Raw genomic sequence first — 26,017 nt, 5'->3', positions numbered from 1 at the left:
AACTAAAATTAAAGGCCAATAGCAAATAGCTAAAAGCCAACAGCTTTTATAACAACGTTCTAGGATCTGTTACAACTCCGGTTACCGCTGTAGCAGCTGCAACTAACGGACTTGCCAATAATGTTTTTGATCCTGGTCCTTGACGACCTTCAAAATTTCTGTTTGAAGTACTTACTGCAACTTTACCTGCAGGAACTTTATCATCATTCATTGCTAAACAAGCTGAACAACCTGGCTCACGTAATACAAACCCAGCTTCGTGGAAAATATCTAATAAACCTTCTTCTTTTATTTTTGCTTCAACAATATGTGAACCTGGCACTAACCAAGCTGTAATATTATCTGCCTTTTTTCTTCCTTTTACGATAGATGCAAATGCTCTAAAATCTTCAATTCTACCGTTGGTACAACTTCCAATAAATACATAATCTACATGTTTACCAATAATAGCGTCTCCTTCATTAAAGCCCATATATGCTAAAGACTTTTTGTAAGTAGCCACACCACCTTCAACATCTTCAGCATTTGGAATATGTTGTGAAATACCAGTTCCCATTCCTGGGTTTGTACCATAAGTAATCATTGGCTCTATTTCACTTCCGTCAAAAGTCAACTCTTTATCAAAAACCGCATCTTCATCTGTTTTCAATGTTTTCCAGTACTCCATTGCTGTATCCCAAGCTTCACCTTTAGGAGCAAATAAACGACCATTTACGTATTCAAAAGTCTTTTCATCTGGAGCAATAATACCTCCACGAGCACCCATTTCAATACTTAAATTACAAACCGTCATACGGCCTTCCATAGACATTTGCTTAAATACTTCGCCTGCGTATTCAACAAAATAACCAGTTGCACCTGAAGTTGTTAATTTTGAAATAATAAATAACGCTACATCTTTTGGAGTAACTCCTTTTCCAAGGCCTCCTGTAATGTTAATTCTCATTTTCTTAGGTTTTGGCTGCATAATACATTGCGAAGTCAATACCATTTCAACTTCCGAAGTACCAATACCAAAGGCAATAGCTCCAAAAGCTCCGTGCGTAGATGTATGCGAATCTCCACAAACAATAGTTGCTCCTGGTAATGTAATTCCGTATTCTGGTCCAACAACATGTACAATACCATTTTTTTCATCACCTAAACCCCAGTGAGAAATTCCCCATTCGGCTGAATTTTCTTCTAAAGCTTTTAGTTGATTTGCTGATAACGGATCTTCAACAGGCAAATGTTGGTTTATTGTTGGTGTATTATGATCTGCTGTAGCAAACGTACGAGACGGATATATTACTGAATTGTTTCTCTGTTTTAACCCTAAAAAAGCAACAGGACTTGTTACTTCGTGAATTAAATGTCTGTCAATAAAAAACACATCTGGTCCATCTTTAATTTTACGCACCACATGCGAATCCCAAACTTTGTCAAATAATGTAGAACTCATATTTTTTTAATCTTGTTTTGTCATTTACTAATTAGAGCTATTTTGTTAGCTCCAATTTTGAATTTGCAAATTTACAAAATAATGAGCGCTTAATAGGGATAAAATATAGAAACTCCCCAATTATTGTAAGATTAAAATCTTTTTAGGATATTATTTACACTTTACTTAAAAAAGTTAACTTAATCACAGCTATATTTAAAAATCTACAATCAAAAAAATGAGCGTACAATTTAAAGTGTAGTATATTTGCACAACTAAAAAATACATGAGCTATACACTTTTATCATCACCACTTCAAGGATTTACCGATTTTAGGTTTAGAAATGCTTTCAACAACTACTTTGGTGGTATTGATACGTTCTATTCTCCATACATTAGATTAAATGGAAAATTAGTAATAAAACGTGCTTATGAAAGAGATATTCTTCCTGAAAATAATATTGGTTTAGAAGTAATACCTCAAATTATAACCAATGATGCAGATGAATTTTTATTTGTTGCCAACTACGTACAACAACTTGGATATAAGGAATTAAACTGGAATTTAGGTTGTCCGTATCCAATGGTTACAAAATGCGGAATGGGTTCTGGGCTTATTAACGATGCTGAAAAAATTAACCAGATTTTAAACAAAATACATTCGGAATCTGATATTATAGTTTCAATGAAAATGCGTTTAGGCTATGAAAATACCGAAGAAATTTTAAATGTATTGCCAATTTTAGATACTTACCCACTTAAAAATATTGCCATACACGCTCGTATTGGAAAACAACTTTACAAAGGCGGTGTACATTTAGATGCTTTTCAAAAATGTATAGACCTTACAAAACATAAATTATATTATAATGGGGACATTACTTCGGTAGCCAAATTTAGGGAAATGCAACAGCGGTTTCCAACAATAGATTACTGGATGATTGGAAGAGGACTTATTGCAGATCCTTTTTTACCAAGTATGATAAAAAACAACACTACAGATTATCCTGAAAACAGGCTGGAGTTATTTAGAGCATTTCATGACACACTTTACCAAGGCTACGGAGAATCGTTATCTGGACAAACTCACTTACTTTTAAAAATGTATCATTTGTGGGAATATTTTTCAACTACTTTTAATAATCCTCACAAAACTTTAAAGAAAATTAAGAAGGCAAAAAATATTAAAAAATACGACCTAGCCATTAAGGAGATTTTTGCAACAGAGCGAGATTTAAGGTGATTTTTCACTAATATTTCATAAACTATTAAAAAAATTGCAAACTGATAAATAAAACAAAAACACGCTTTTATCCTGAAGTAAATAATGACCGTCTCAAATTAAAAATTTAATCCGAAATTAGGGTAGAAAAATATACTAATTATCAACTAAGTAAATCGTATATAATTATACCTACACCCATCCGGTAACAAATGAGTTAAAAAGTATTATCAAAAGTTACCCGCTTATTTTAATCTTTATTAAATTAGCTTTACTATGTCTTATCATTATTGTTTAACAATTAATACTTTTAAATTATGACACTATTTTTACAGGCAGCTTTAATAATTTTATTTCTTGTAACATTGTTATGGGTATGGAGTGTTTTTATTAAAAATGCAAGTATTGTCGATATTTTTTGGGGCTTTGGGTTTGTAGTTGTTAATTCGTTTTACGTATTTATGTCTGGGGAACTTAATGCTAGAAAAATATTGGTTTTAGTCTTGGTTAGCATTTGGGGGTTTAGGCTTTCCATTTATCTTGCAATTAGAAACATTGGCAAAGGAGAAGATTTCAGATATCAGGAATTTAGAAAAAATTATGGGCCAAAACGTTATTGGTGGTTTAGTTTTTTCCAAACTTTTTTATTACAAGGAGTCTTAATTATGATTGTTTCTTTACCTCTTTTAGGAATTAATTCTAGTGCCAATTCCGGGAACCTTAAGGCGCTGGATTACATAGGAATTGCGGTATGGCTTATTGGATTTACTTTTGAAGCTGGTGGCGATTTTCAGTTGGCGCGTTTTAAAAAGGATATAGCAAATAAAGGAAAAGTTTTAAATATAGGGTTTTGGAAATATACTCGACATCCAAATTATTTTGGTGACTCTGCAGTGTGGTGGGCATATGCCATTTTTAGTATCGCAGCAGGTAGTTATTGGCAGATTATAGGTTCTATTGTTATGACATTATTGATAATTAAAATATCAGGAGTCGCATTGCTTGAAAAAACTTTAAACCATACAAAACCGCAGTATAGAGAATACATCCAAAAAACCAATTCTTTTTTCCCATGGTTCCCAAAAAATAAATGACAATGGATTTTATCATTAAAAATAGTTGGTTTATACTTTTTGTAGTTTGGGGTTTACCATTAGGTTATTACAGGAGCAAATTCCGAAAAATAATCTATAAAACAGATAGTTGGATAATAAACATTCAACCATTTTTCTGAAAAGAAATTAAGGGTCTTTTTATAAATATCTATCCTGAAAATCTGAAATATAAAAGGTTTAGAAACTTCTACTTATTCTATCTGACTATCTATATATTGTTATTTATTGCTTATCTAATTTTTGATACAAATTTTAAAAAAAATGAGTTGAAAAGCAAAAAAACTAAATTTAAACATTCTAACATTATGTTTTTAAACTCTTGTTTTTCATCTTGTAAACCGTTATCTGCAATTTTGACCAAAATTAATCAATAATAAAATTATTTTCAAAATTATACAAAGATTGCTTACTGAAAATAAATTCAACAACTACCTTTTTCATGTAATTAAAACAATTGTTAGGCAACTAATTTATAGATGCCATGTTTGCAAATGTTGCAGGTGGATTTTTCACATTACCCAATTCCTTTAGCCTACGGAAATGAGAAGCGAGTGCACTAAAAACATTAGGCTTCAGGTTATATGTAAATCCATATTCTTCAGCAGTTGTTTTAATAATACCAGCAATGGCGGGATAATGTATATGACATATATTTTGAAAAATATGGTGCTCAATTTGAAAATCTAAACCACCTATATACCAACTGAATAGCCCGTTTTTTCTACCAAAATCTGATGTGGTATTAAGTTGATGTACCAACCAATCGTTTTTAATTTGGTGATCTTTATCAGTAATAACCTGATTTGTTCCTTCTACCACATGTGCCATTTGAAATACCGTGCTCATGATCATACCTGCGGTTACGTGTAAAACAATAAAGCCAATTATTATTTGCCAGAAAGTGAAATCTGTAAAATATAAGGGAAGGCCAAGAATAACTGCAAAGTAAACTATCTTAATGGAAATAAGTTTCAGCAGTTGCCAAGTTGGATTAACATTTTGCTCTCTGGTGATGCCTTTTTTGTTATACTCCAGCAATACTCCAATTTCACCAAACAATCTAGAAAATGTCATGAGACCATATAGTGGAAAGGCATAAATATGCTGAAAACGATGGTACTTTTTAAGTGGCCCATATTGGCACAAACGAATAATTTTTAAGTTAGAAATATCAGGGTCATAATTGTAAATATTGGTAAATGTATGATGCTTAATGTTATGCTGTATTTTCCAATTAAAAATATTGCTACCTAAAAGAAACATGGTAGACGAAGCGAGATCATTTACCCATTTTTTTGAAGAATATGCATGATGTACCCCATCATGCATAATTGACATTCCCACACCAGCTTCCCCAATACCCATAATAACAGCTAAAAGCAATGCAATCCATGGAGATAAAGGTCTAGTGAGCAACACGATAAAAGGCACTAAATAAATACTTAAAATAACAACCGATTTTAAATACATGTTAAAGTTACCATAAATAGACTTATTATTATCTTTAAAATAGGCGCGTACCCGTTTTCTCACCTGATAGGCAAACTCTCGTTCCTTAATGGTTTGCCTTACGAATTTAACACGTTCCATAATAGTAGTTTAAATTATAATTACACCTATTAATTTACTTAAAAACTACAACACTAAGAAATGATTTTGGTCAGTTTTAGAAAAAAAGTTGTGCATTTTTTAAATATTCTGATTATTACCTTCACAAAATTAATTATCTCCAATATTTCCTATATAGCCAAACATTATAGCAAATAATCAATGATACACATTAATATTTTTGGAATTTATAGTTTAACTCCAAATAGACCTTTTATATCTTGAAACGATTTAATAAATATGTATATCTGTTTCTTAGAAAAAGAGTTATTATTTCTTTGGGTAGAGGATGCGAAAGGTTAAGAATCTAAATTTAAGACTTTGTAAACTTAAGATGTATAAAATTTATTCTTACTTTTAAACTAAATTCAAATCAACATAAATTCAATAACCGAATTGCTGCAAGCTAAAATCTTTGATTTTCTAGTTGCGCAAATTATTCATAAGCCCTTTGCTCCATTATAGAACCAGGTATATAAACCAATTATGATTGAAATCTATTTTAAAAATAATATTATAAAAAAATACAAGTCTATTGATGAAATTGAATATTTACCAAAAAAAATATTTAGTATTCGCTTTATTGATTTCACTGATTCAAATTTGGAATTAATTTCTATAAAATTTAATCTTGATCTAACTTCTTTTGCCAAAAAAAAGGATTTAGAGATAAGTTCACATTATATTGAATCAACAGACCAGCTATCTTTGAACTTTAAGATTCCAAACTATTCTTCAAATAATTTTTTTATGGAAAAGGATATTTATATTTTAATCAAAAACGATATAGTATTTACATTCCTTTCATCTGAAATAGAAGAAAGTTTAAATCAGTTAACTCAATTTATTTATAATTTTGAAAACACAAAATTTAACACATATCATCAACTTTTTATTTTTCAAATTGGAGTAATCTCTGATTATTATGCCGATATTGTAGAGTTGATTTCCAAAAAAATTAAAGAACTTTTCCTAAAAACACTAAAATCTAAACAATTTAAGGAGAACGACTTGGATTATATTGCGGAATTAAGGTATAATAATCTACTTATAAGGGAATCTCTTTCTGAGTTTCAAAGAATTCTGCTACTTTTAAAAAAGAGTGATAAAAATGGAAAAGACACGTTTGGTGAAATTAGTGAAGAAATTGATGACCTTAGTGTAATAGCAGATTATTTACAATATAATTTTAATAGACTAGATGACTTAAATGGGAATATAAATAGTAAGATAGAATTAGAACAAAACAATATCTTTAAAATCCTGACTATAATTACTGTTTGTATTTCATTACCCACTTTAATTGTAGGAATCTATGGAATGAACTTCAAAAATATGCCCGAATTAAAATGGGCATTTGGATATCCAATTATAGTTATTGCTTTGATTTTAAGTTTTATTTTCCCTTTAATTTATTTTAAAAGAAAAAAATGGTTCTAACACAATAATAAAGTATAAAATGAAATTTAAAATAGCACTCTGTATTTTAATTCTATCGCTTAGTTTTTCTTGTAAAAAAACAGATAACAACACTATTTCAAAAAACACAGAAGAGGTTTCTTTAGTAGATTATGTAAACCCTTTAATGGGTACCGATTCAAAATACAGCTTATCAAACGGGAACACCTATCCTGCAATTGCAACACCTTGGGGAATGAATTTCTGGACTCCTATGACTTCAAAAATGGGTGATGGCTGGACTTATAAATACAACGAAAATAAAATAAGAGGTATTAAACAAACCCATCAACCAAGCCCTTGGATTAATGATTATGCCGCATTTTCCTTTATGGCTATAACTGGTGATTTAAAATATAAGGAAGAAGAAAGACAATCTTGGTTTTCTCATAAAGCAGAAACCGTAAAACCATATTATTATAAAGTTTATTTAGCAGATTATGATGTTATTGCTGAAGTTGCTCCAACTGAAAGAGCTGCGCATTTTAAATTTACGTTTCCAGAAGCGGACTCCTCTTATATTATGCTAGATGCTTTTTTTAAAGGTTCTATGGTGAAAATTATTCCTGAAGAACGAAAAATCATAGGTTATTGTAGAAATAATTCGGGTGGTGTACCTGATAATTTTCATAATTATTTTGTTGCTGAATTTGATAAAGATTTTGAAATACAACACACTTGGAAAGACGATTGGGAATTACAAGAAAACAGACTTAATAGTGAAGGAAAACATGTTGGTGCTATTATTGGTTTCAAAACAAAAAAAGGAGAAGTTGTAAATGTAAAAGTTGCATCTTCATTTATTAGTCCGGAACAAGCACAACTAAATTTAAATAGAGAAATAGGGAAAGATACGTTTGAACAAACCAAAGAAAAAGCACAATTAGCTTGGGAAAAAGAGTTAAATAAAATAAGAATAGAAGACGATAACATTGCAAATATTGAAACATTTTATTCTTGTTTGTATCGGGTTTTATTGTTTCCAAGAAAATTTTATGAATTTAACGAGAACAATGAAGTTGTTCATTACAGCCCATACAACGGAGAAGTGTTACCTGGATATATGTTCACAGACAACGGTTTTTGGGATACGTTTAGAGCCGTGTATCCATTTTTTAATATGATGTATCCAGAATTGAATGGAAACATTATGGAAGGATTGGCAAACACATACCGAGAATCTGGTTGGTTACCAGAATGGGCAAGTCCTGGCCATAGAAATTGTATGATTGGCTCCAACTCTGCTCCTATAATTGTTGATGCCTTTTTAAAAGGCGCTTTAGATGTGGATAGTGAAATTTTATTTGAAGCAATCATAAAAAATGCAACAATAGAGGAAGGTAGACCAAAAGGTTCAGTTGGAAGAGAAGGTTTAAATTATTATAATAAACTTGGATTTGTTCCATATAATGTTGGTATTAATGAGAATGCTGCAAGAACTTTAGAATACGCTTTTGCTGATTTCACCATTGCTAAAATGGCTGAAAAAATGGGTAAAAAAGACATTGCAGAAAAGTATTTCAAACAATCTTTAAACTATAAAAACGTATTTGATCCTTCAACAAATTTAATGAGAGGAAAAAATGAAGATGGCGCTTTTCAAACTCCTTTTAATCCCTTAAAATGGGGAGATGCTTTTACAGAAGGTAATAGTCTTCATTATACTTGGTCGGTATTTCATGATGTACAAGGTCTAATTGATTTAATGGGAGGAAACAATGCTTTTACTGGTCAACTGGATAATGTTTTTAATATGCCTCCAGACTTTGATGATTCTTATTATGGTGGAACAATTCACGAAATAAGAGAAATGCAAATTGTAAATATGGGGAATTATGCGCACGGAAATCAACCAATTCAGCATATGATTTATTTATATAATTACGCGAATACTCCTTATAAAACACAAGAAAAAATTAGAGATGTATTAACCAATTTATATGCAGCAACACCAGATGGATATTGTGGTGATGAAGATAATGGCCAAACATCGGCCTGGTATGTTTTTAGCTCTTTAGGATTTTATCCGGTAACTCCTGGCGTTGATCAATATGTAATTGGGAGTCCGCTATTTAAAAAAGCAATCTTAACTTTAGAAAATGGAAATACATTTATAATTAATGCTGAAAATAATTCAAGTAAAAATTATTACATTCAATCTACTAGTTTAAATGGCAAGAATTATTCTAATAATTTTTTAACTTTTGATGCCATTCAAAATGGAGGAGAATTTAAATTTGAATTAGCAAATGAGCCAAATAAAGAATGGGGAAGCCAACCAGAAAATGTGCCGTATTCTTTATCTCTTAAAAATAAATAATTTTAAGTTGCTAACTATTAAATATAAAGAAAAATGATTAACGGAAAGGAACCAAATCAACTTAGAAATGATTGTATTAAATTACCGTTTGTATTTGATACTGATAAAATGCTCGCTGAATTTAATACTTTAGATTTAGATAATTTTGAATACTATAATGTGATTCCTTTGAGGGCTCCTGCACATATGGTAGACCATACAATTCCTTTCCCGCAACCTTCAAATGATTATGCCGATGGTTCTTGGACAAATTGGCTTGATACTTCTTATTTGAAAAACTCGCCATACTTAATGAGTGTGATAGATACTTTTAGAAAAAATACTACAGTTACCTTGGTTAGATTACTGAGATTAGCCCCAGGTTCAATTGTTAAGGAACATACAGACCCTACTCTTGGATTAGAAATTGAAAAATCTGTTATAAGACTTACAATTCCAATTCTAAATAATGACAAGGTAACATTCTTTTTAAATGGGATTCCAGTTCCAATGAAACAAGGAGAATGCTGGTATTTAAGACTTACCGACCCCCATAAAATAACAAACTTCGGAGAAACGGAACGAATAAATTTAACTATAGATATGATTCCAAATAATTGGATTAGAAAAATTATTGAAACCTATTAATTTACATCAAATGAAAAAACTACTAATTCCTATGTTTTTAATATAACTATTCTTAAGCTCTTATTATAAAAATAAAGTTGAACAAATAACGGTTGTTACTTTGGCTAAAACTACCAAAAGTTGGAATGGAGAAAAATCATACTTTACACTTAAATGCAGGAGATCCAATTGCTGTTCTAAAATAATAAGTTTTCTTAAAAAATTAAAATGATTATATTTAAACATCAGAAAAACAGCATCTTTTATTTACCTATTATTCTTTGTCTAAACTATTAAAAAAATGAATTCAACAGTAAAAAACATTCTTGCAGTAATTGTCGGTTTAATTATTGGAAGCGCTATAAATATGGGTATTATATCAATAAGCGGTGCAATTATTCCACCTCCAAACGGAGCAGATGTGACAACTATGGAAGGTTTAAAAGAAACGATGCATTTATTTGAACCCAAGCATTTTATTTTCCCATTTTTAGCCCACGCTTTAGGAACCTTTTTTGGCGCGCTAATTACGGCTCTAATTGCTGCCAATTATAAACTGAAATTTGCATTAAGTATTGGAGTTCTTTTTTTAATTGGTGGAATTACAAATGTTTTTTTACTTCCTTCACCAACTTGGTACACAATTGTAGATTTAATTGGAGCATATATTCCAATGGCTTGGCTTGGTGGAAAATTGATTCAAAGAAAAAACTAAAAATACTATGAAAATATTAGGTTTGATAGGCGGAACAAGTTGGGTTTCTACAGTTGATTATTACAAACTAATCAATCAAGGAATAAATGAACAATTAGGTGGAAATAATTTTTCTGAATGTATCATTTATTCTTTCAATTTTCAGGACATTAGAAACAATCTTGATAAAAACGATTGGAATGCTATTTTAAAAATGGTTGTAACCGCTTGTAAAAAATTAGAAAAAAGTGGTGCCAAAGGAATTGTTCTTTGCGCCAATACAATGCATTATATTGCCGATAAAATACAAAGTGAAATTAACATTCCTATCATTCATATTGCTACTGAAACTGCCATTGAAATTAAAAAATCTAAACTTAAAAAAGTGGCACTACTTGGAACCAGATTTACAATGGAGTACGATTTTTTTAAATCTAAACTTAAAGAATTTGGAATTGAGGCCATAGTACCTAAAAATCCAGAAGACATAAATTTTATGCATTCAACAATTTTAGATGAATTAGGAAAAGGAATCATTAAATCTAAAACAAAAGCACTATACTTATCAATAATCGAAGAATTAAAACACGAAGGTGCGGAAGGTGTTATAGCTGGTTGTACAGAAATTCCATTGATTATTAATCAAACCGATATTGATTTACCATATTTTGACACAACGCTAATTCACGGAAAATCAGCAATTGAATTTGCATTAGCAGAATAACTAATTAATAAATTCTAACATCATAAACTTAAATTGAACAAGAAATTAGCATTCTAGGATTTAGCTGGTTAGGAATATCATTAGAATCAAATTTGGTCAAAAAAACATTTCCCATTAATATATCCATATCAAAATAATTATAACCTTTTACAAACTAAAAGATTATCGTATTTTTACCACTTAAACTTAAAAAGCAGAAATGTTTTCTAATTAATGAAAAAATTCTTTACCTCACCGTAACAATTAATTCAAGATACACAGATTTGCTTTAGATATTTTTATTATTTGAACATCATGTAATATGGATTACCAAAATAAAACAAAAGAAGAAATAATTGAGGAGCTCCGAGAATTACAGCAAAAGTACAACTCTCTTAAGGAGACTTCCAATAAAGGAGAAGAGCAGCTCTTTAAATATATTTTACAAAACTCCATATCTGTAATTTATAATTTCAATTTAATAACAGGAAATTACGATTATGTTAGTCCAGCAGTAATAGAAACCTATGGATATTCACCTGATTTCTTTACGTCGGGTAGCATTGTAAATGTATTTGAACAAATGCATCCTGAGGATGCCATAAAAATGCAAAGTTATGCAGAAAATATTTTCGCAAAAAATTTAAATGGATTCCCAACTACTGTAGAATATCGTTTTAATCATCCCAAAAAAGGCTACCGATGGATTAGTGACACACGAATTGTAATTTTAAATGATGATGGAATGCCATTTTCAATTATAGGTACAGCTTATGATATAACTGATAGAAAAGAGTCCGAAAATGAATTGGTAATTGCCAAAAATAAAGCCGAAGAAAGTGATAAATTAAAATCTGCATTTTTAGCAAATATGAGCCATGAAATAAGAACTCCAATGAATGGAATAATGGGCTTTGCTGAATTGTTAAAAACACCTAATTTATCGGGTTTTGAACAACAGAATTATATTAAAATTATTGAAAAAAGTGGAACTCGAATGCTTAATATTATTAATGATATAATAAGTATTTCAAAAATTGAATCTGGACAGATTGATATTAATTTAACAGAAACAAGCATAAATGAACACCTTGAATTTATTTACACCTTTTTTAAACCAGAGGTGGAAGCTAAAGGATTGCAACTATCTTATAAAAATCCACTGCCTTTAAATGAATCAATTATTAAAACCGATAAAGAAAAATTACTTGCTATCTATACTAATCTTGTAAAAAACGCTATTAAATTTAGCGAAAATGGTTCCATAGAATTTGGCTACAACAAAAAAGGCGAATATCTTGAGTGTTTTGTGAAAGATCATGGTATTGGAATTCCAAAAGAGCGACAAAAAGCTATTTTCAAAAGGTTTATTCAGGCAGACATAAAAGATACAATGGCGAGACAAGGTGCTGGTTTAGGTTTAGCTATTTCCAAGGCATATGCGGAAATTCTTGGAGGAAAAATATGGGTTGAAAGTGAAAAAGAAAAAGGATCAACCTTTTATTTTACAATTCCTTACAAAACAAGATTTAAGCCAAAAACCAAGAGTACAAATATTGTTACTAATGAAGAACTTGATCACAAAATAAAAAAACTAAAAATATTAATTGTAGAAGATGATGAGGCATCGGATTTACTTATATCGATTATGCTGGAAAATATAAATCGAGAAATTTTACATGCAAATAGTGGATTTGAAGCAATTGAAATCTGCAAAAAAAATCTGGATCTCGATTTAATTTTGATGGATATAAAAATGCCCGTAATGGACGGATATGAAGCTACCAATAAAATACGAGAATTTAACAACAATTCAATAATTATTGCACAAACGGCTTATGCACTGGAAGGTGATAAAGAAAAGGCTCTTAAATCTGGATGCAATGAACATATTTCAAAACCAATTATAAAAAACAATTTTATGTCTATACTTACAAAGTATTTTTCTAATTAAAAATAAATAAAACTATAAAATTAAATTGAAACAAGAAATTAGCATTTTAGGATGTGGCTGGTTAGGAATGCCCTTGGCATCTAGTTTGGTAAAAAAAGACTTTAAAATTAATGGCTCAACTACTTCCATTAACAAATTAAGAACACTTAAAAAGGAAGGTGTAAATCCCTATTTAATTGATTTAAGCAACCTAGAAAAAAGTAGTTCTGAAATTTTAAATGCTGAAATTTTAATTATTTCAGTTACAACCAAAAACATCGATAATTTTAAAGAATTAATTCAGCAAATTGAAAAATCTACTATAAAAAAAGTGTTGTTTGTTAGTTCTACATCCGTTTATAATAACGCTAATAAAACTGTAACTGAAGAAACACCAACCAAAGATTGTCCGTTAAAAACTATTGAGCAATTATTTACAGAAAACACTCATTTTAAAACAACTGTTTTACGATTTGGAGGTTTATTTGGTTACAATAGAAAACCTGTAAATTTTATTCCGCCAAACAGAGAAATTAAAAATCCGGAAGGATTTATAAATTTTATTCATAGAGATGATTGCGTTGAAATAATAGAACAAATTATTTTGAAAAATGTTTGGGGTGAAGTATTTAACGCTTGTTCTGATTCGCATCCAAAAAGAAGAGATTTTTACACCAATGAAAACCACAAATTAGGAAGAAAAACACCTTTGTTTGATGAAAACTCAATAAATGAGTATAAAATTGTAAGTTCCGAAAAATTAAAAATTCTATTAAATTATAGATTTAAATATTCAAACCTTCTTGACTATAAAGAATAAATTAACTTTAATAAGAATTAGTTAGAAAGAGAAACTAAAATAAAGATAGAAGTCAAAACAGTGAAAAATAGCGTAAATCTTGGCCTAAAAGAAAACTGGAAGCAATTTACAATTTTGGTAGTTGTAAATGCATTTGTTGGTGGTATGGTTGGTTTAGAACGTACCATTTTCCCAAAGTTTGCCGAAATAGAATTTGGGATTGCTTCTAAAACTGCTATTCTATCTTTTATAATTGCTTTTGGAATAACCAAGGCGATTACAAACTACTTTACAGGAAAACTAGCTAATAAATTTGGCAGAAAAAACTTATTGATTTTAGGCTGGCTCTTTGCTATTCCAATTCCATTTATTTTAATAACTGCAACTTCATGGAATTGGGTAATTTTTGCAAACATTCTTTTAGGAATCAATCAAGGGTTAACCTGGAGTAGCACCGTAGTCATGAAAATTGATTTGGTAGGTGAAAAAGACAGAGGTTTGGCAATGGGAATAAATGAATTTGCTGGTTATTTTGCAGTTGGAATTGTTGCGTTTCTTACTGGTATTATCGCTCAAAAATATGGAGTTACACCTTATCCATTTTATTTAGGTATTGGTATTTCTGTTTTAGGATTATTACTAACATTATTTTTTGTTAAAGACACAAGAAAGTTTGTTCATAAAGAACAACAATCAACTCAAACAAATAAATTAGGCAATGTATTTGTTGAAACTTCTTTTAAAAACAAAACATTAAGCTCGATTACCCAAGCTGGTTTAGTTAATAATTTAAATGATGGAATGATATGGGGCCTCCTGCCTATTCTTTTAATTTCTCTCAATTATGATTCAAAAAGCATTGGAATTATTGCTGCCATTTACCCTGCAGTTTGGGGGATTGGTCAACTTATAACAGGCCGAATGGCTGATCTTTATTCAAAAAAAAAGATGCTTTTTTGGGGAATGTTTTTACAAGGAATTGCCATTTTATTGATTCCTTATTTCACAGATTTTTATCAACTAGCAATTATAGCATCTGTTTTAGGTTTTGGAACAGCGCTCGTTTACCCAACGTTTTTATCTGCAATTGCAGATGCTACATCTCCAAATCAAAGAGCCGAAAGTATTGGTGTTTTTAGACTTTGGAGAGATTTAGGTTATGCTATTGGTGCAATTGTTTCTGGTATAATTGCAGATTTATTTGGCGTAGAATATGCTGTATTAGCTATAGGGATAGTTACCATTTTATCTTCATTTGTCATACAATTTAGGATGCCAAATAATCAAACCCTATAAATTGACTTTCCAAAATTCCCCTATTCAAAAACCCAACAATTAGTTGTACTTTTAAGCCTTCAACTGTTAAATAATTTAGGTTTCCTTTTCAAAATTATTATGATAAAAAGAATAAATAAAATATTAAAAGAGGTAGTAAATATATATCAAGAAAAAGCATTATTATCAAAATTATCAATTACAAACCAACATTTAATTGCAGAAATTCGTGATAAAAAACTTACCTATCTAACTAATAAAAAATTGGTAAATATCACATCAACTTGTAATGCCATAAAAGAGGCTAATTTACCTGGTATTTTTATTGAAGCCGGCTGTGCTCTAGGTGGTTCTTCAATTTTAATTTCGAAACTAAAGTCAAAAGAACGTCCATTCCTTATTTATGATGTTTTTGGAATTATACCGCCTCCCACAGAAGATGATACAAAAGATGTACACGATAGATACAAAACAATAACCCAAGGAAAATCTAAAGGGATTAAAGGCGACAAATATTATGGTTATGAAGATAATTTGTATGAAATAGTTAAAATCAATCTTCATAATTTTGAAATTGACAGAAAATCTGAGTCAATTTATTTAATAAAAGGTTTGCTGCAAGACACCATGAAAATTGAAGAAAAAGTGGCTTTTGCCCATATTGATGTGGATTGGTATGAGCCCGTTAAAACTTGTTTAGAACGTATTTTCCCAAATCTTGTTATTGGAGGCAGCATTATTTTAGACGATTACCATGACTGGGGAGGATGCCGGAAAGCAACAGATGAATTTTTGACTAAAATTGCTGGGGAATATATTTTAGATGATTCCTTTGGATCCATGAAAATTACTAAAATTGTTGTGTAAAAACTTTTCTCAGAACAAATTTTTATTCATCAATTTACCCGTTTTTATAAAAAAGAAGGTAAATACTCATTAACAAATGGTTAATTCTCTAAATTTCAGGTGCTAATTGTGAAAAATCATCGATTTCAGTTTGATTATTAAGAATTTCTTTCTTATTTTTAAATCTTTAAAAACCAACTGTTAACCTCTAATTTTTTTTTCTAAATGGAAAGTACAAAAAAAGATGATAAAAAATCTTCCTCATTTATTAAAGAATTTGCTTTGAAAAACTATAAAACCTATGTAGCACATTATGAATCTCGGCAATTAATACCAATTCCGTTTCATGAATTTTTGAAAAATTATAATTCGTAATTTGCTTCAAAATAAAAAGCTTCTCAAAAAATGAGAAGCTTTTTATTTTTAAATTCTACTTTGATACGTATACAAATCAAAATACCTTCCTTTTTTAGCTAATAATTCATCATGTTTTCCACTTTCTACAATATTTCCTTCTTCAATAACTAAAATTTGGTCTGCCTGTTGTATAGTACTTAATCTATGCGCAATTACAAAAGTGGTTCTGTCTTTCATTAAAGTATGTAAACTTTTTTGAATAAAAGATTCACTTTCAGTATCCAAGTTTGAAGTTGCTTCATCTAAAATTATAACTTTCGGGTTTGCCAAAATCGCTCTGGCAATTGAGATTCTTTGACGCTGACCACCTGATAATTTAACACCTCTTTCACCAATAACAGTTTCTAAACCATCATCAAACCTATCCGTAAACTCGTTTACATAAGCACCTTCTACAGCATTTAATAACTGTTCTTCAGTTGCATTAGGTCTTGGAAATAAGATATTCTCTTTAATAGTTCCTTCATATAAAAAATCATCTTGCAACACTACCCCCAACCTACTTCTAAAACTACTTAAATTAACAGTAGACATATCTATTCCGTCTATAGAAACTTTCCCTTCTGAAGGGTTTAAAAAAGTAGCAGCCAGACCGGCAATTGTAGATTTACCAGATCCAGAAGAACCAACCAATGCGGTTACACTTCCTTTTGGCGCTTTAAATGTAATATTATGCAACACTTCTTTGCCTTTTTCATAACTAAACGAAACATTTTCAAATATGATATCGCCTGTGATTTTATCTAATTGAACAGTTCTAACTTCAGGATTGTCTTCTTCTGTCATATTCATTAACTCCTCTGTGCGATCTAAACCTGCCATCGCTTCTGTTAACTGACTTCCAATATTACTCATTTGTACAATTGGAGCAATCATAAAACCTAAAAACAACGTAAAAGACACAAACTCACCATAAGTCATTGTATTTTTCATAATAAAATACCCTCCAATTCCCATTATCCCAGCTGATGCCAATCCTAATAAAAAAGTTGAAGAACTTGTCATAAGTGCAGTTGCGGTTAAACTCTTTTTTACATTTAAAAACAATTGCTCCACTCCTTTTTCAAAACTTTTATTTTCCTGATCTTCAGCATTAAAACCTTTTATTACACGAACTCCGTTTAAAGTTTCTGTTAACCTACCTGTTACTTCTGCATTAATTTTTCCACGCGCTCTAAAAATAGGTCGTATATATCCAAAAGCCTTAAGAGCCACCACTGCAAAAATTGCAACAGGAGCTAATACAAATAAGGTCATTAACGCATTTATTTTTAATAAAATTACCAAGGAAATTATTGCAGTAATAGTACCTCCTACCAATTGAACTAATCCGGTTCCAACTAGATTACGTACACCTTCAACATCTGTCATTACTCTAGAAACCAGCGCTCCTGATTTATTGTTATCGAAAAAACTTATGGGTAAGGTTAATAATTTTCTTTGAACTTTTGCTCTTAGCAGCGATATCAAATGTTGTGCCTCTACACTTAACAAACGTGTTAAAGAAAATGAAGTTACCGCCTGAATAAGAATGGCAGCACATACAATAATAATTAACGTAGTTAATGCATTCATATCCCTTGAAGGAATTACATCATCTATTAAGTTTTTACTTGCATAAGGCAATACAAGGCTGGACAAACTTTTAGCCATTATTAAAACCAACCCTATAAAAATAATTCTCTTTCTCGGCCAAATAAATTCTTTAAAGGCCCACCAAAATGATACTTTTGTTTTACTCATACTTCTTGTAGACGAATATTAAGCCAAAACTTTACAATTGCCAAATAGGCAGATAAAGTTATGAATTGATATTTTTATATATGTTTAAAATAATTATTTATTCTATCGCAAATTACTATAAAGTTCCCTATATTTCATAATTCATTTGCAAATACAATTTTATTTTATCTAATAGTTCACTCAACAAAGTAAGTAGGATCTATTTTAATATTATCTCATAAATATTGGTAAATTATGTTAAAAAAAATAGCGTCAAGTGCATTTATTTTTAGTCTCATATTTATTTCATCAGCTGTTTTTGGTCAAATAAAATTGCCGCCAATTAGTAATTTTAATGCTAACGATTATGGTGGAGGAAATCAAAATTGGAGTATAGATACTGACGAATTTCATGTGTATGTAGCAAATAACGAAGGACTCTTAGAATTTGATGGAATAAACTGGTATTTAAATAAACTTCCTAATAAGACCATAATTAGATCTTTAAAAGTTGTTGATGATAAAATATTTACAGGCTCATATGAAGAATTTGGCTATTGGACACGGTTAAATAACGGAAAATTAGAATATACCAGTTTAAGTAAAACTTTATTACCCTCTCAAATCGTATCTCAGTCTATTTGGGGAATTTACAAGGTAAATGACCAAATTTTGTTCAAATCTTTTGGTACACTATTTACATATGAAAATGGGAAAATCGAAATTTTAAAGGCAGATTGCACTATAATGGCTGGCTTTGTAATTGATAATCAATTTATTGTTCAAGGTATTGGAAAAGGATTACTTAAGTTAATAGGTAATAAATTAGAAGTCATTAAGAATACCGAGCAAATTGCAAATGATCGAGTACAATCTATTTGTTTATATAAAAATAATGAACTTTTAATTGGCACTTCTCTTCACGGATTATATACGTTTTCTAATAACGAATTAGTACAATGGGAAAACCCATTTAATAATTTATTAAAAGAACATCAATTAAATTCATTGCAATATTTTGAAGGTAAAATTTATGCCGGAACCATAAAAAAAGGAATCTATGAATATGATATAAATTTAAATACGTTTATTAATTTAACAGTTAAAAACGGCCTTCAAAACAATACTGTTTTAGCATGTACAATAGATTCTTCCAAAATTTTATGGCTCGCTTTAGATAATGGAATTTCAGCAATTCCAATAGATTTTTATGCATATTATTTAAATCCATTTAAAGAAGATATTGGAGCTGTTTACGACATTGTTCAATTAAATAATGAAGTTTTTTTAGCAACAAATACGGGAATTTATAAATCAACCTCAAAAGGAGTGAGTTTTATTGAAGGTTCTCAAGGCCATATTTGGTCGCTAAATTTAGTGGGAAATGAAATTATTTGCGGACATAATTCGGGAACTTATAAAATTTTAAACGACCAATTATCTTTGGTAAGTCCTAAAAATGGTGGGTATGTTTTTAAAATAATACCAGGATATCCAAACAAATACATACAAGGAAATTATTCAGGATTAACTATCTATGATAAGAATGGTGAAAATTGGCAAGTGAGTGACGTTAAAAATATTAATATTCCAATTAAAAATATTGCTTTTGAAAAATCGCATGTAGCCTGGGTGTCTCATGCTTCTAAAGGAGTTCACAGGGTGTCTTTTTCAGAAAATTATGATAAAATTTTAAAAATTGATGAACAGTACAATAGCTTTTTTAAAAATGTATACGATATAAAACTATATAATGTAGAAGGTAATATAGCATTTTATAGTGATGATAAATGGTATGCGTACAATTCTTTAGAAGATAAAATTGAAGATTTCAAATCACTTAATAAAGTACTTGGAAAGGACAAGAATTCTATTATTTTAAATAAAGATTCAGGTAGTTCAACTGTATTTAAAAGAAGTGATAACACCATTTTTATTAGAAAAAACATTCAGGATAGTTTATCCCAGATTTATTTACCCGTTAAATATTATAACGGTCGTTTAGTTCGTGGAGAAGGAGATCAAAGAGCTGTAGTTGTAAATGATAGCTTAATTTATATTTCCCTTTACAACGATATCTTAGTTGTGAATCCAAATAAATTGAGTCAGAACACTAAAATGAATGCACCTTCAGTAAGTAGGTTGTATTTAAACGGCAAAGAACAAAATTTACTTTCTGAAGTTTCCTTAGAACAAAAAGATACCGTTTTAATTGAGTTAAACTCACCCCTATTATCAAATAATTCCATCGAATATTCTTTAGGGAACAACCATTGGACAAGTACAAATGGTAAAATTGAACTTACTGGATTACCATATGGTTCAATTAATTTAACAATTCGTTCTTTTTTAAATTTTAAAGTATACAGCGATACAAAAACGATTAAATTATATATAAATTCTCCCTGGTATTTAGGTTTTGGGGGCGTTCTCATTTTATTAGCTTTTATTTCACTTGTAATATATTTAATAACCACCATAAATAAATATGTACTTATAAAGCACAAAAATTATTTAGATGAACAATTTAAACACGAACAAGAAATTCATAGAAAAGAAGAAGCGTTAAAAAATGAAATTAAATTAAATGAACTTCAAAAAAAGCAACATGAAATTGAGTTAGATTCCAAAACAAAAGAATTAGCAAATACTGCAATGGGTATGACTAAGAAAGATGAACTTTTAGAAACCATTAAAGGAGAGTTGCATTATTTTAAAAAGGAAATTATTAACAAACCTAAACTTGATAAATTACTGTCAACCATTAATAAAAACATAAACACTTCAAAAGACTGGGAAGTATTTGAATCTAATTTTAACGAAATACATGACTCATTTTTTAAATCATTGATAAAAAACCACTCCCAATTAACTGCAAAAGATCTAAAATTATGTGCTTATTTAAAAATGAATTTAACAACAAAAGAAATTGCCCCTCTTATGGGAATTTCTGCACGTGGTGTTGAAATTCACAGATATAGATTGCGCAAAAAACTAAATATTGATAACAATCAAAATTTGAACGAATATTTCATGAAAATCTAATTTTTGGTTAAATTAGATCACTTATCTATTAATTTTGACCATAAAAAAGCATAAAATTAAAATATTCACTACATCAATACTACATCAAAAAACGTTTTCGTAATATTTAGTTATGCATCATAAGCTTATATAAACATATTTAAAATTGCTATTTTAGAGGCTTTTTTTTAATGATGTAGTTAAGAAGTGGATATTTTTTATACTTCATAAAAATTAAAGATACATTTACTTTAATTAATTTAAAATTTCACACAATGAAGAACAAAGTAACATTTTTACTCCTTCTACTATTTAATTGTGCAACTATTTTTGCACAACAATTAAAAGTTACTGGAACAGTAAGTGATGAAAGTGGAAATCCACTTCCAGGAGCTTCCGTAATTGTAAAAAATTCAACAATTGGTGTCCAAACCGATTTTGATGGAAAATTCACAATAGATAATTTATCCAATTCAGCAACTCTTGTTATTAGCTATTTGGGTTACATTTCTATTGAACAAAATGTAAACGGACAAAGCACTATTAATGTAACACTTAAGGAAGATTCTCAAGCATTAAATGAGGTAGTGGTTATAGGTTATGGAAAAATGAATGTTAAAGATTTAACTTCTTCAATAACAACTATCAAGTCTGATGAAATTTCAAAAACGCCCACAGGTGCAGCAATGCAAGCTTTGCAAGGAAAAGTTGCAGGTCTCCAAGTAGTAAGTGTTGGTAGCCCGGGTGAAAGTCCAACAATTCGTGTTCGTGGTATTGGTTCTTATCCAGGAAGCGGAAGCACGTCACCTTTATATGTTGTAGACGGTATGTTTTTTGACAATATTGATTTTTTAAACACTTCAGATATTGTTTCTATTTCAGTATTAAAGGATGCTTCTGCATCAGCAATTTATGGTGTTAAAGCTGCAAATGGCGTTGTATTAATTGAAACTAAATCTGGTGGGTACAACCAAAAAACAGAAGTTGTTTATGATGGATATTCTGGTGTTCAGGTTGCACAAAATGTTTTAAAAATGGCAAATGCTGAACAATTTACAACAATGGCAATTGAATCCGGTTCTGCTGCTGACGTTAGTTTTATTAATAATGCAATGCAACGTTTTGGAAGAAGCAGAATTAATCCAAATGTACCAGATGTAAATACAGATTGGTATCAGGAAATTTTACGTGCTGCAACAATTCAAAACCATAGTATTAGCATTTCAGGAGGAAGTGAAAATGCTTCTTATGCAATTGGAACAAATTATTTTGCACAAGAAGGTGTTTTAGATACAAAAAATGAATATGAACGTTTTAACCTCCGTTCAAAAATAGCCTTTAAAGCTACTGATTGGTTAACTGTTGGAGGCAATATGATTTTGAGCAATGCAACAAAGTACAGTCCGGAGTCCAGTGCTTGGAATCAGGCTTATTTTGCAGTGCCAATACTACCTATTCATGACGAAGCAAATACAGAAGCTTGGCCAATTAATTATGCAAGTGCTCAAAGTATTGGATATAGGGGTGGTCAAAACCCTTTTCCTTCTTTGGACTACAATAATAACCGATCTAAAAACAGAAAAATATTAGCTAATTTTTATATGGAATTTAATTTAATTCCTAAAAAATTAACGTTTAAAACAACTTATAATCATAGTAATTCAACATTTAACACTAGAAATGTAGACTTGCCATATTATATTACAGACGGTTTTCAAAGACCAATTTCGGCAGTTACCAAAAGAGCAGAAAATTTTTCAAACCAAATTTGGGATAATGTACTTACATATACCAATAAATTTGGAGATCATGACTTAACGGTTATGGCTGGAACCTCTTTTAGAGATGATGCCTGGGATATGCTTACCGCCAGGGGAGAAGAAATTCCTTCAATTGATCAAGAAGTTGCCTGGTACATTAGTCAGGCAGGAACTATTAATGTTGATAGCGTAAATGATGGAGGAAGTAGACAATATGGGCTTTCTTATTTTGGAAGAGTTTCGTATAATTTCAACGACAAGTATTTATTATATGGAACATTAAGAGCAGATGGTTCTTCTAAATACCAAGAGAAATGGGGCTATTTTCCAACAATTGGTGCTGGATGGATACTTTCTGAAGAAGATTTCTTAAAAGAAAACGATATTTTAAATTATTTAAAATTACGCGCTAGCTGGGGACAACTTGGGAATAGCAATGTACCTGCAAGTGATGGCGCAAACACAACAAGTATAGTTGATACAGCAATTGATGGCGTACTTGTTTCCGGAACAGTATCTTCAAGTACTTTCTCTTCTTTAAAATGGGAACTTACGGAAGAAACAAATGTGGGGATAACTTCAAGATTATTAGATAATAGATTATCTATTGATGCCGATTATTTTATACGTGATACTAAGGAAGCGGTTATTCCTGTTGGGTTTCCACTAATTGCAGGAAGTGTAAATAAAAGTGTTGGTTCTATTAGAAATTCTGGTTTTGAATTAGCAATGAATTGGAACAGTTCTGTATCCGATAATTTTAAATATACCATTGGTGCAAACATTTCAACACTTAAAAATGAAGTGCTTGATTTATACGGACAAGAATATATAGATGGTGGTTCTGCAGAATTCCGTCAAAGATCTTACGTAGGTGAACCTTTACTTGCCTTTTATGGACGCGAAGTAGTTGGAGTTTATCAAAATGATGCACAAGTACAAGCAGATCCCGCTGCAGTAGCAAACGGATTGGTTCCAGGAGATTTAATTTACAAAGATCAAAATAATGATGGTTTTATTGATGATGAAGACCGTGTAGTATTAGGCTCTTATTTACCTTCATTTATGTATGGACTAAACATTGGTTTTACTTATAAGGATTTTGAGTTTTCAACAAGTATGATGGGACAAACAGGAAATAAAATTTTAAACCGTAAACGTGGTGAATTAATTTGGACTTCTGATGGGAATTTAGATGCTGATTTAGCAATTAATCGCTGGCATGGTGAAGGAACTTCTAATTCTTATCCATCATCCGCAGGATTAAGAAAAGGCTGGAATCAAAAAATGAGTGACTATTTTGTTGAAGATGGTTCGTTTTTTAGAATTCAAAACATCCAAATGGCCTATAATATTAAAACTATTAATATGCCAAATATAAGAGTTTCATTAACGGCAGAACGACCTTTTACTTCTTTCAAGTATAATGGTTTCAACCCTGAAGTAGCAAATGGTATAGACACGCAAACATATCCTATTCCAGCTGTATATACGCTTGGAGTGAATATTAAAATTTAATTCTTAAAAATATCATTATGAAATATAAAATTAATTTAACAAAACTCATAGCTGTACTTGCAGTACTATTTTTTACTACTGCCTGTAATGATAAGTTAGATGAGTTAGCAGAGAACAGATCATTTACTGAAGATATAGATTATACCATTTCATCAGACATGATTTTACCTCTTATTGGTGCATACTCAGAATTTCAATCTAGAGCCTGGGAAGAATTTCCATTAATTTCAGTTAGAGGAGATGATGTTAATGCAGGAGGATTAGGAGATCAACAAGACTATGCAGAAACAGATAAATTCAATTATAATAAAGATTATTGGATGTACAATTCTGTATGGCAAAACTATTATGGAGATATTTTAACAATGCATTCTGCAATGGAGCAAATTGAATTGTATAAAGAAAATGGAGCAAATGCAACAACTGCAAATCAGTATATTGCAGAAGCAAAAACACTCCGTGCATTTTTATTATTTCAAATAGCACGTGTTTGGGGAGACGTTTTTATCACTACAAGTTCCGATCCTTCTGAACTTCTTGTTGCAAATGTATCTTCTAAAGATGAAGTAATGCAACACATTTCTGACCAAATGGATGAAGCAATTTCTTTATTGCCAGATATGCGTCCAAATGAACGTACAGATATTAGAGGAGGAATTACAAAATATACAGCACTGGCAATAAAAGCACTGGCTAATCTTGAATTAAAAAATTATCAGGCTGTTGCAGATGCAACTTCAAAAATTATAACTTCTAATAAATTTGATCTTGAAATTGATTTTTATGAACTTTTTAAATTAGATGGAAAATTGAATAATGAAAATTTGCTTGAATTTCAATATTCTGACTTTGGTCAAGGAGCTGGAAGTACAAAAAGTTACTTATTTGCATTTTTTGGACCAGAAAACTGGACTCCAAGTATAACTGGTGCAGGAAGTGGATGGGGATTTTACGAGCCAAGTATAAAGTATGTTAAATTTATGCTTGATAGAAATGAAACAGTTCGTTTAGAAACAAGCGTATTATTTACCGATCGTGGTATCAATGAAATAAAAGCAGATCCTGCTTACGCAACATTACCAGCCTGGATTTCTAATACAACTAGAGATGGAGATAAAATAAATGATTATGCACGTGCTTTATTTGCAAGTGGTAAGCAGTATTTACCTTCCAACCAACTTACTTCAGGAAGAACAGATTATGGTACAAATAAAAACTTTACGTGTATCCGTTATTCAGAAATTTTGTTGATGCATGCAGAAGCGTTGACCCAAGGTGCTTCAGGTACAGGAATGACTGCGGATGAAGCTGTTAATGCTGTAAGATTAAGAGCTGGATTGGCTTCAATATCTGGTGTTACCAATGCGCAAGTAATGGATGAAAAATTTGCTGAACTAGCAATGGAATGGGGTACTCGTTATTATGATATGGTACGCCTTGAAAACTATAACGAGCTAAGTTATGATGGAAGAACTTTTTCAGAGGACAAAATATTCCTTCCTTATCCACAAGCTCAGGTTGACAAGTTGCCAATATTAAAAGGTAACTAATAAAATTTGATCACTAAAAACAAAAAA

18 protein-coding genes are annotated in these 26,017 nt (G+C 30.4%); 15 read left to right on the top strand and 3 right to left on the bottom strand.

The window, feature by feature from the left end:
- Positions 1-46: 46 nt before the first annotated feature.
- A complete protein-coding gene (gene leuC / locus CHB63_RS12795; RefSeq protein ID WP_089378861.1) occupies positions 47-1,441 on the bottom strand; it encodes a 3-isopropylmalate dehydratase large subunit in 1,395 nt (464 codons plus the stop codon).
- A gap of 265 nt (positions 1,442-1,706) precedes the next feature.
- Between leuC and CHB63_RS12790 the strand changes: the two genes are divergently transcribed.
- Both CHB63_RS12790 and CHB63_RS12785 read left to right on the top strand, forming a co-directional pair.
- The gene (locus tag CHB63_RS12790) at positions 1,707-2,663 is read left to right on the top strand and encodes a tRNA dihydrouridine synthase (RefSeq protein WP_089378860.1); all 957 of its coding nucleotides are present in this window, start codon (positions 1,707-1,709) and stop codon (positions 2,661-2,663) included.
- Between the two features lie 296 nt (positions 2,664-2,959).
- The gene (locus tag CHB63_RS12785; RefSeq protein WP_176420367.1) at positions 2,960-3,736 is read left to right on the top strand and encodes a DUF1295 domain-containing protein; all 777 of its coding nucleotides are present in this window, start codon (positions 2,960-2,962) and stop codon (positions 3,734-3,736) included.
- A 486-nt stretch (positions 3,737-4,222) separates the two neighbouring features.
- Here the strand turns inward: CHB63_RS12785 and CHB63_RS12780 are convergent, their stop codons facing one another.
- Entirely contained in the window at positions 4,223-5,347 is a 1,125-nt protein-coding gene (locus CHB63_RS12780) for a fatty acid desaturase family protein (protein WP_089378858.1), read from the bottom strand.
- Positions 5,348-5,851: 504 nt separating this feature from the next.
- Here CHB63_RS12780 and CHB63_RS12775 point away from each other — a divergent pair.
- The 10 genes from CHB63_RS12775 (at position 5,852) to CHB63_RS17185 (ending at position 16,374) form a co-directional block, all read left to right on the top strand.
- Positions 5,852-6,805, top strand: a complete 954-nt coding sequence (locus CHB63_RS12775; RefSeq protein ID WP_089378857.1) for a CorA family divalent cation transporter — start codon at positions 5,852-5,854, stop codon at positions 6,803-6,805.
- 19 nt (positions 6,806-6,824) lie between these two features.
- Complete coding sequence (locus CHB63_RS12770; protein ID WP_089378856.1) at positions 6,825-9,143, top strand: GH92 family glycosyl hydrolase; 2,319 nt, start codon at positions 6,825-6,827, stop codon at positions 9,141-9,143.
- A 33-nt stretch (positions 9,144-9,176) separates the two neighbouring features.
- Positions 9,177-9,770, top strand: a complete 594-nt coding sequence (locus CHB63_RS12765; protein WP_089378855.1) for an aspartyl/asparaginyl beta-hydroxylase domain-containing protein — start codon at positions 9,177-9,179, stop codon at positions 9,768-9,770.
- A gap of 280 nt (positions 9,771-10,050) precedes the next feature.
- Positions 10,051-10,464: a hypothetical protein gene (locus tag CHB63_RS12760; RefSeq protein WP_089378854.1), complete on the top strand. Its 414-nt coding sequence runs from the start codon at positions 10,051-10,053 to the stop codon at positions 10,462-10,464.
- Between the two features lie 7 nt (positions 10,465-10,471).
- Positions 10,472-11,167, top strand: a complete 696-nt coding sequence (locus CHB63_RS12755) for an aspartate/glutamate racemase family protein (RefSeq protein WP_089378853.1) — start codon at positions 10,472-10,474, stop codon at positions 11,165-11,167.
- 301 nt (positions 11,168-11,468) lie between these two features.
- Positions 11,469-13,100: a PAS domain-containing hybrid sensor histidine kinase/response regulator gene (locus tag CHB63_RS12750; RefSeq protein WP_089378852.1), complete on the top strand. Its 1,632-nt coding sequence runs from the start codon at positions 11,469-11,471 to the stop codon at positions 13,098-13,100.
- Between the two features lie 25 nt (positions 13,101-13,125).
- Positions 13,126-13,899, top strand: coding sequence for an NAD(P)-binding domain-containing protein (locus CHB63_RS12745; RefSeq protein ID WP_245856966.1), 774 nt, complete (start codon positions 13,126-13,128; stop codon positions 13,897-13,899).
- A 60-nt stretch (positions 13,900-13,959) separates the two neighbouring features.
- Positions 13,960-15,174, top strand: coding sequence for an MFS transporter (locus tag CHB63_RS12740; RefSeq protein WP_245856964.1), 1,215 nt, complete (start codon positions 13,960-13,962; stop codon positions 15,172-15,174).
- 99 nt (positions 15,175-15,273) lie between these two features.
- Positions 15,274-16,020 (top strand): TylF/MycF/NovP-related O-methyltransferase, encoded by a 747-nt coding sequence (locus CHB63_RS12735; RefSeq protein WP_089378851.1) that lies wholly within the window; start codon positions 15,274-15,276, stop codon positions 16,018-16,020.
- A gap of 204 nt (positions 16,021-16,224) precedes the next feature.
- A complete protein-coding gene (locus tag CHB63_RS17185; RefSeq protein ID WP_176420365.1) occupies positions 16,225-16,374 on the top strand; it encodes a hypothetical protein in 150 nt (49 codons plus the stop codon).
- A gap of 48 nt (positions 16,375-16,422) precedes the next feature.
- On the opposite strand, the gene CHB63_RS12730 is transcribed toward CHB63_RS17185, so the two are convergent.
- Entirely contained in the window at positions 16,423-18,159 is a 1,737-nt protein-coding gene (locus CHB63_RS12730) for an ABC transporter ATP-binding protein (protein ID WP_089378850.1), read from the bottom strand.
- 234 nt (positions 18,160-18,393) lie between these two features.
- Between CHB63_RS12730 and CHB63_RS12725 the strand changes: the two genes are divergently transcribed.
- The 3 genes from CHB63_RS12725 to CHB63_RS12715 all read left to right on the top strand — a co-directional run bounded on the left by CHB63_RS12725 (position 18,394) and on the right by CHB63_RS12715 (position 25,990).
- A complete protein-coding gene (locus tag CHB63_RS12725) occupies positions 18,394-21,183 on the top strand; it encodes a helix-turn-helix and ligand-binding sensor domain-containing protein (protein WP_089378849.1) in 2,790 nt (929 codons plus the stop codon).
- Positions 21,184-21,437: 254 nt separating this feature from the next.
- Entirely contained in the window at positions 21,438-24,440 is a 3,003-nt protein-coding gene (locus CHB63_RS12720) for a SusC/RagA family TonB-linked outer membrane protein (protein ID WP_089378848.1), read from the top strand.
- Positions 24,441-24,457: 17 nt separating this feature from the next.
- Positions 24,458-25,990: a RagB/SusD family nutrient uptake outer membrane protein gene (locus CHB63_RS12715; protein ID WP_089378847.1), complete on the top strand. Its 1,533-nt coding sequence runs from the start codon at positions 24,458-24,460 to the stop codon at positions 25,988-25,990.
- The last annotated feature ends 27 nt before the right edge of the window (positions 25,991-26,017 follow it).

Source organism: Lutibacter flavus, assembly GCF_900188355.1.
GTDB lineage: Bacteria > Bacteroidota > Bacteroidia > Flavobacteriales > Flavobacteriaceae > Lutibacter > Lutibacter flavus.
Note: the sequence above shows the minus strand (reverse complement) of the source record. Positions and strands in the feature narration are given on the sequence as shown.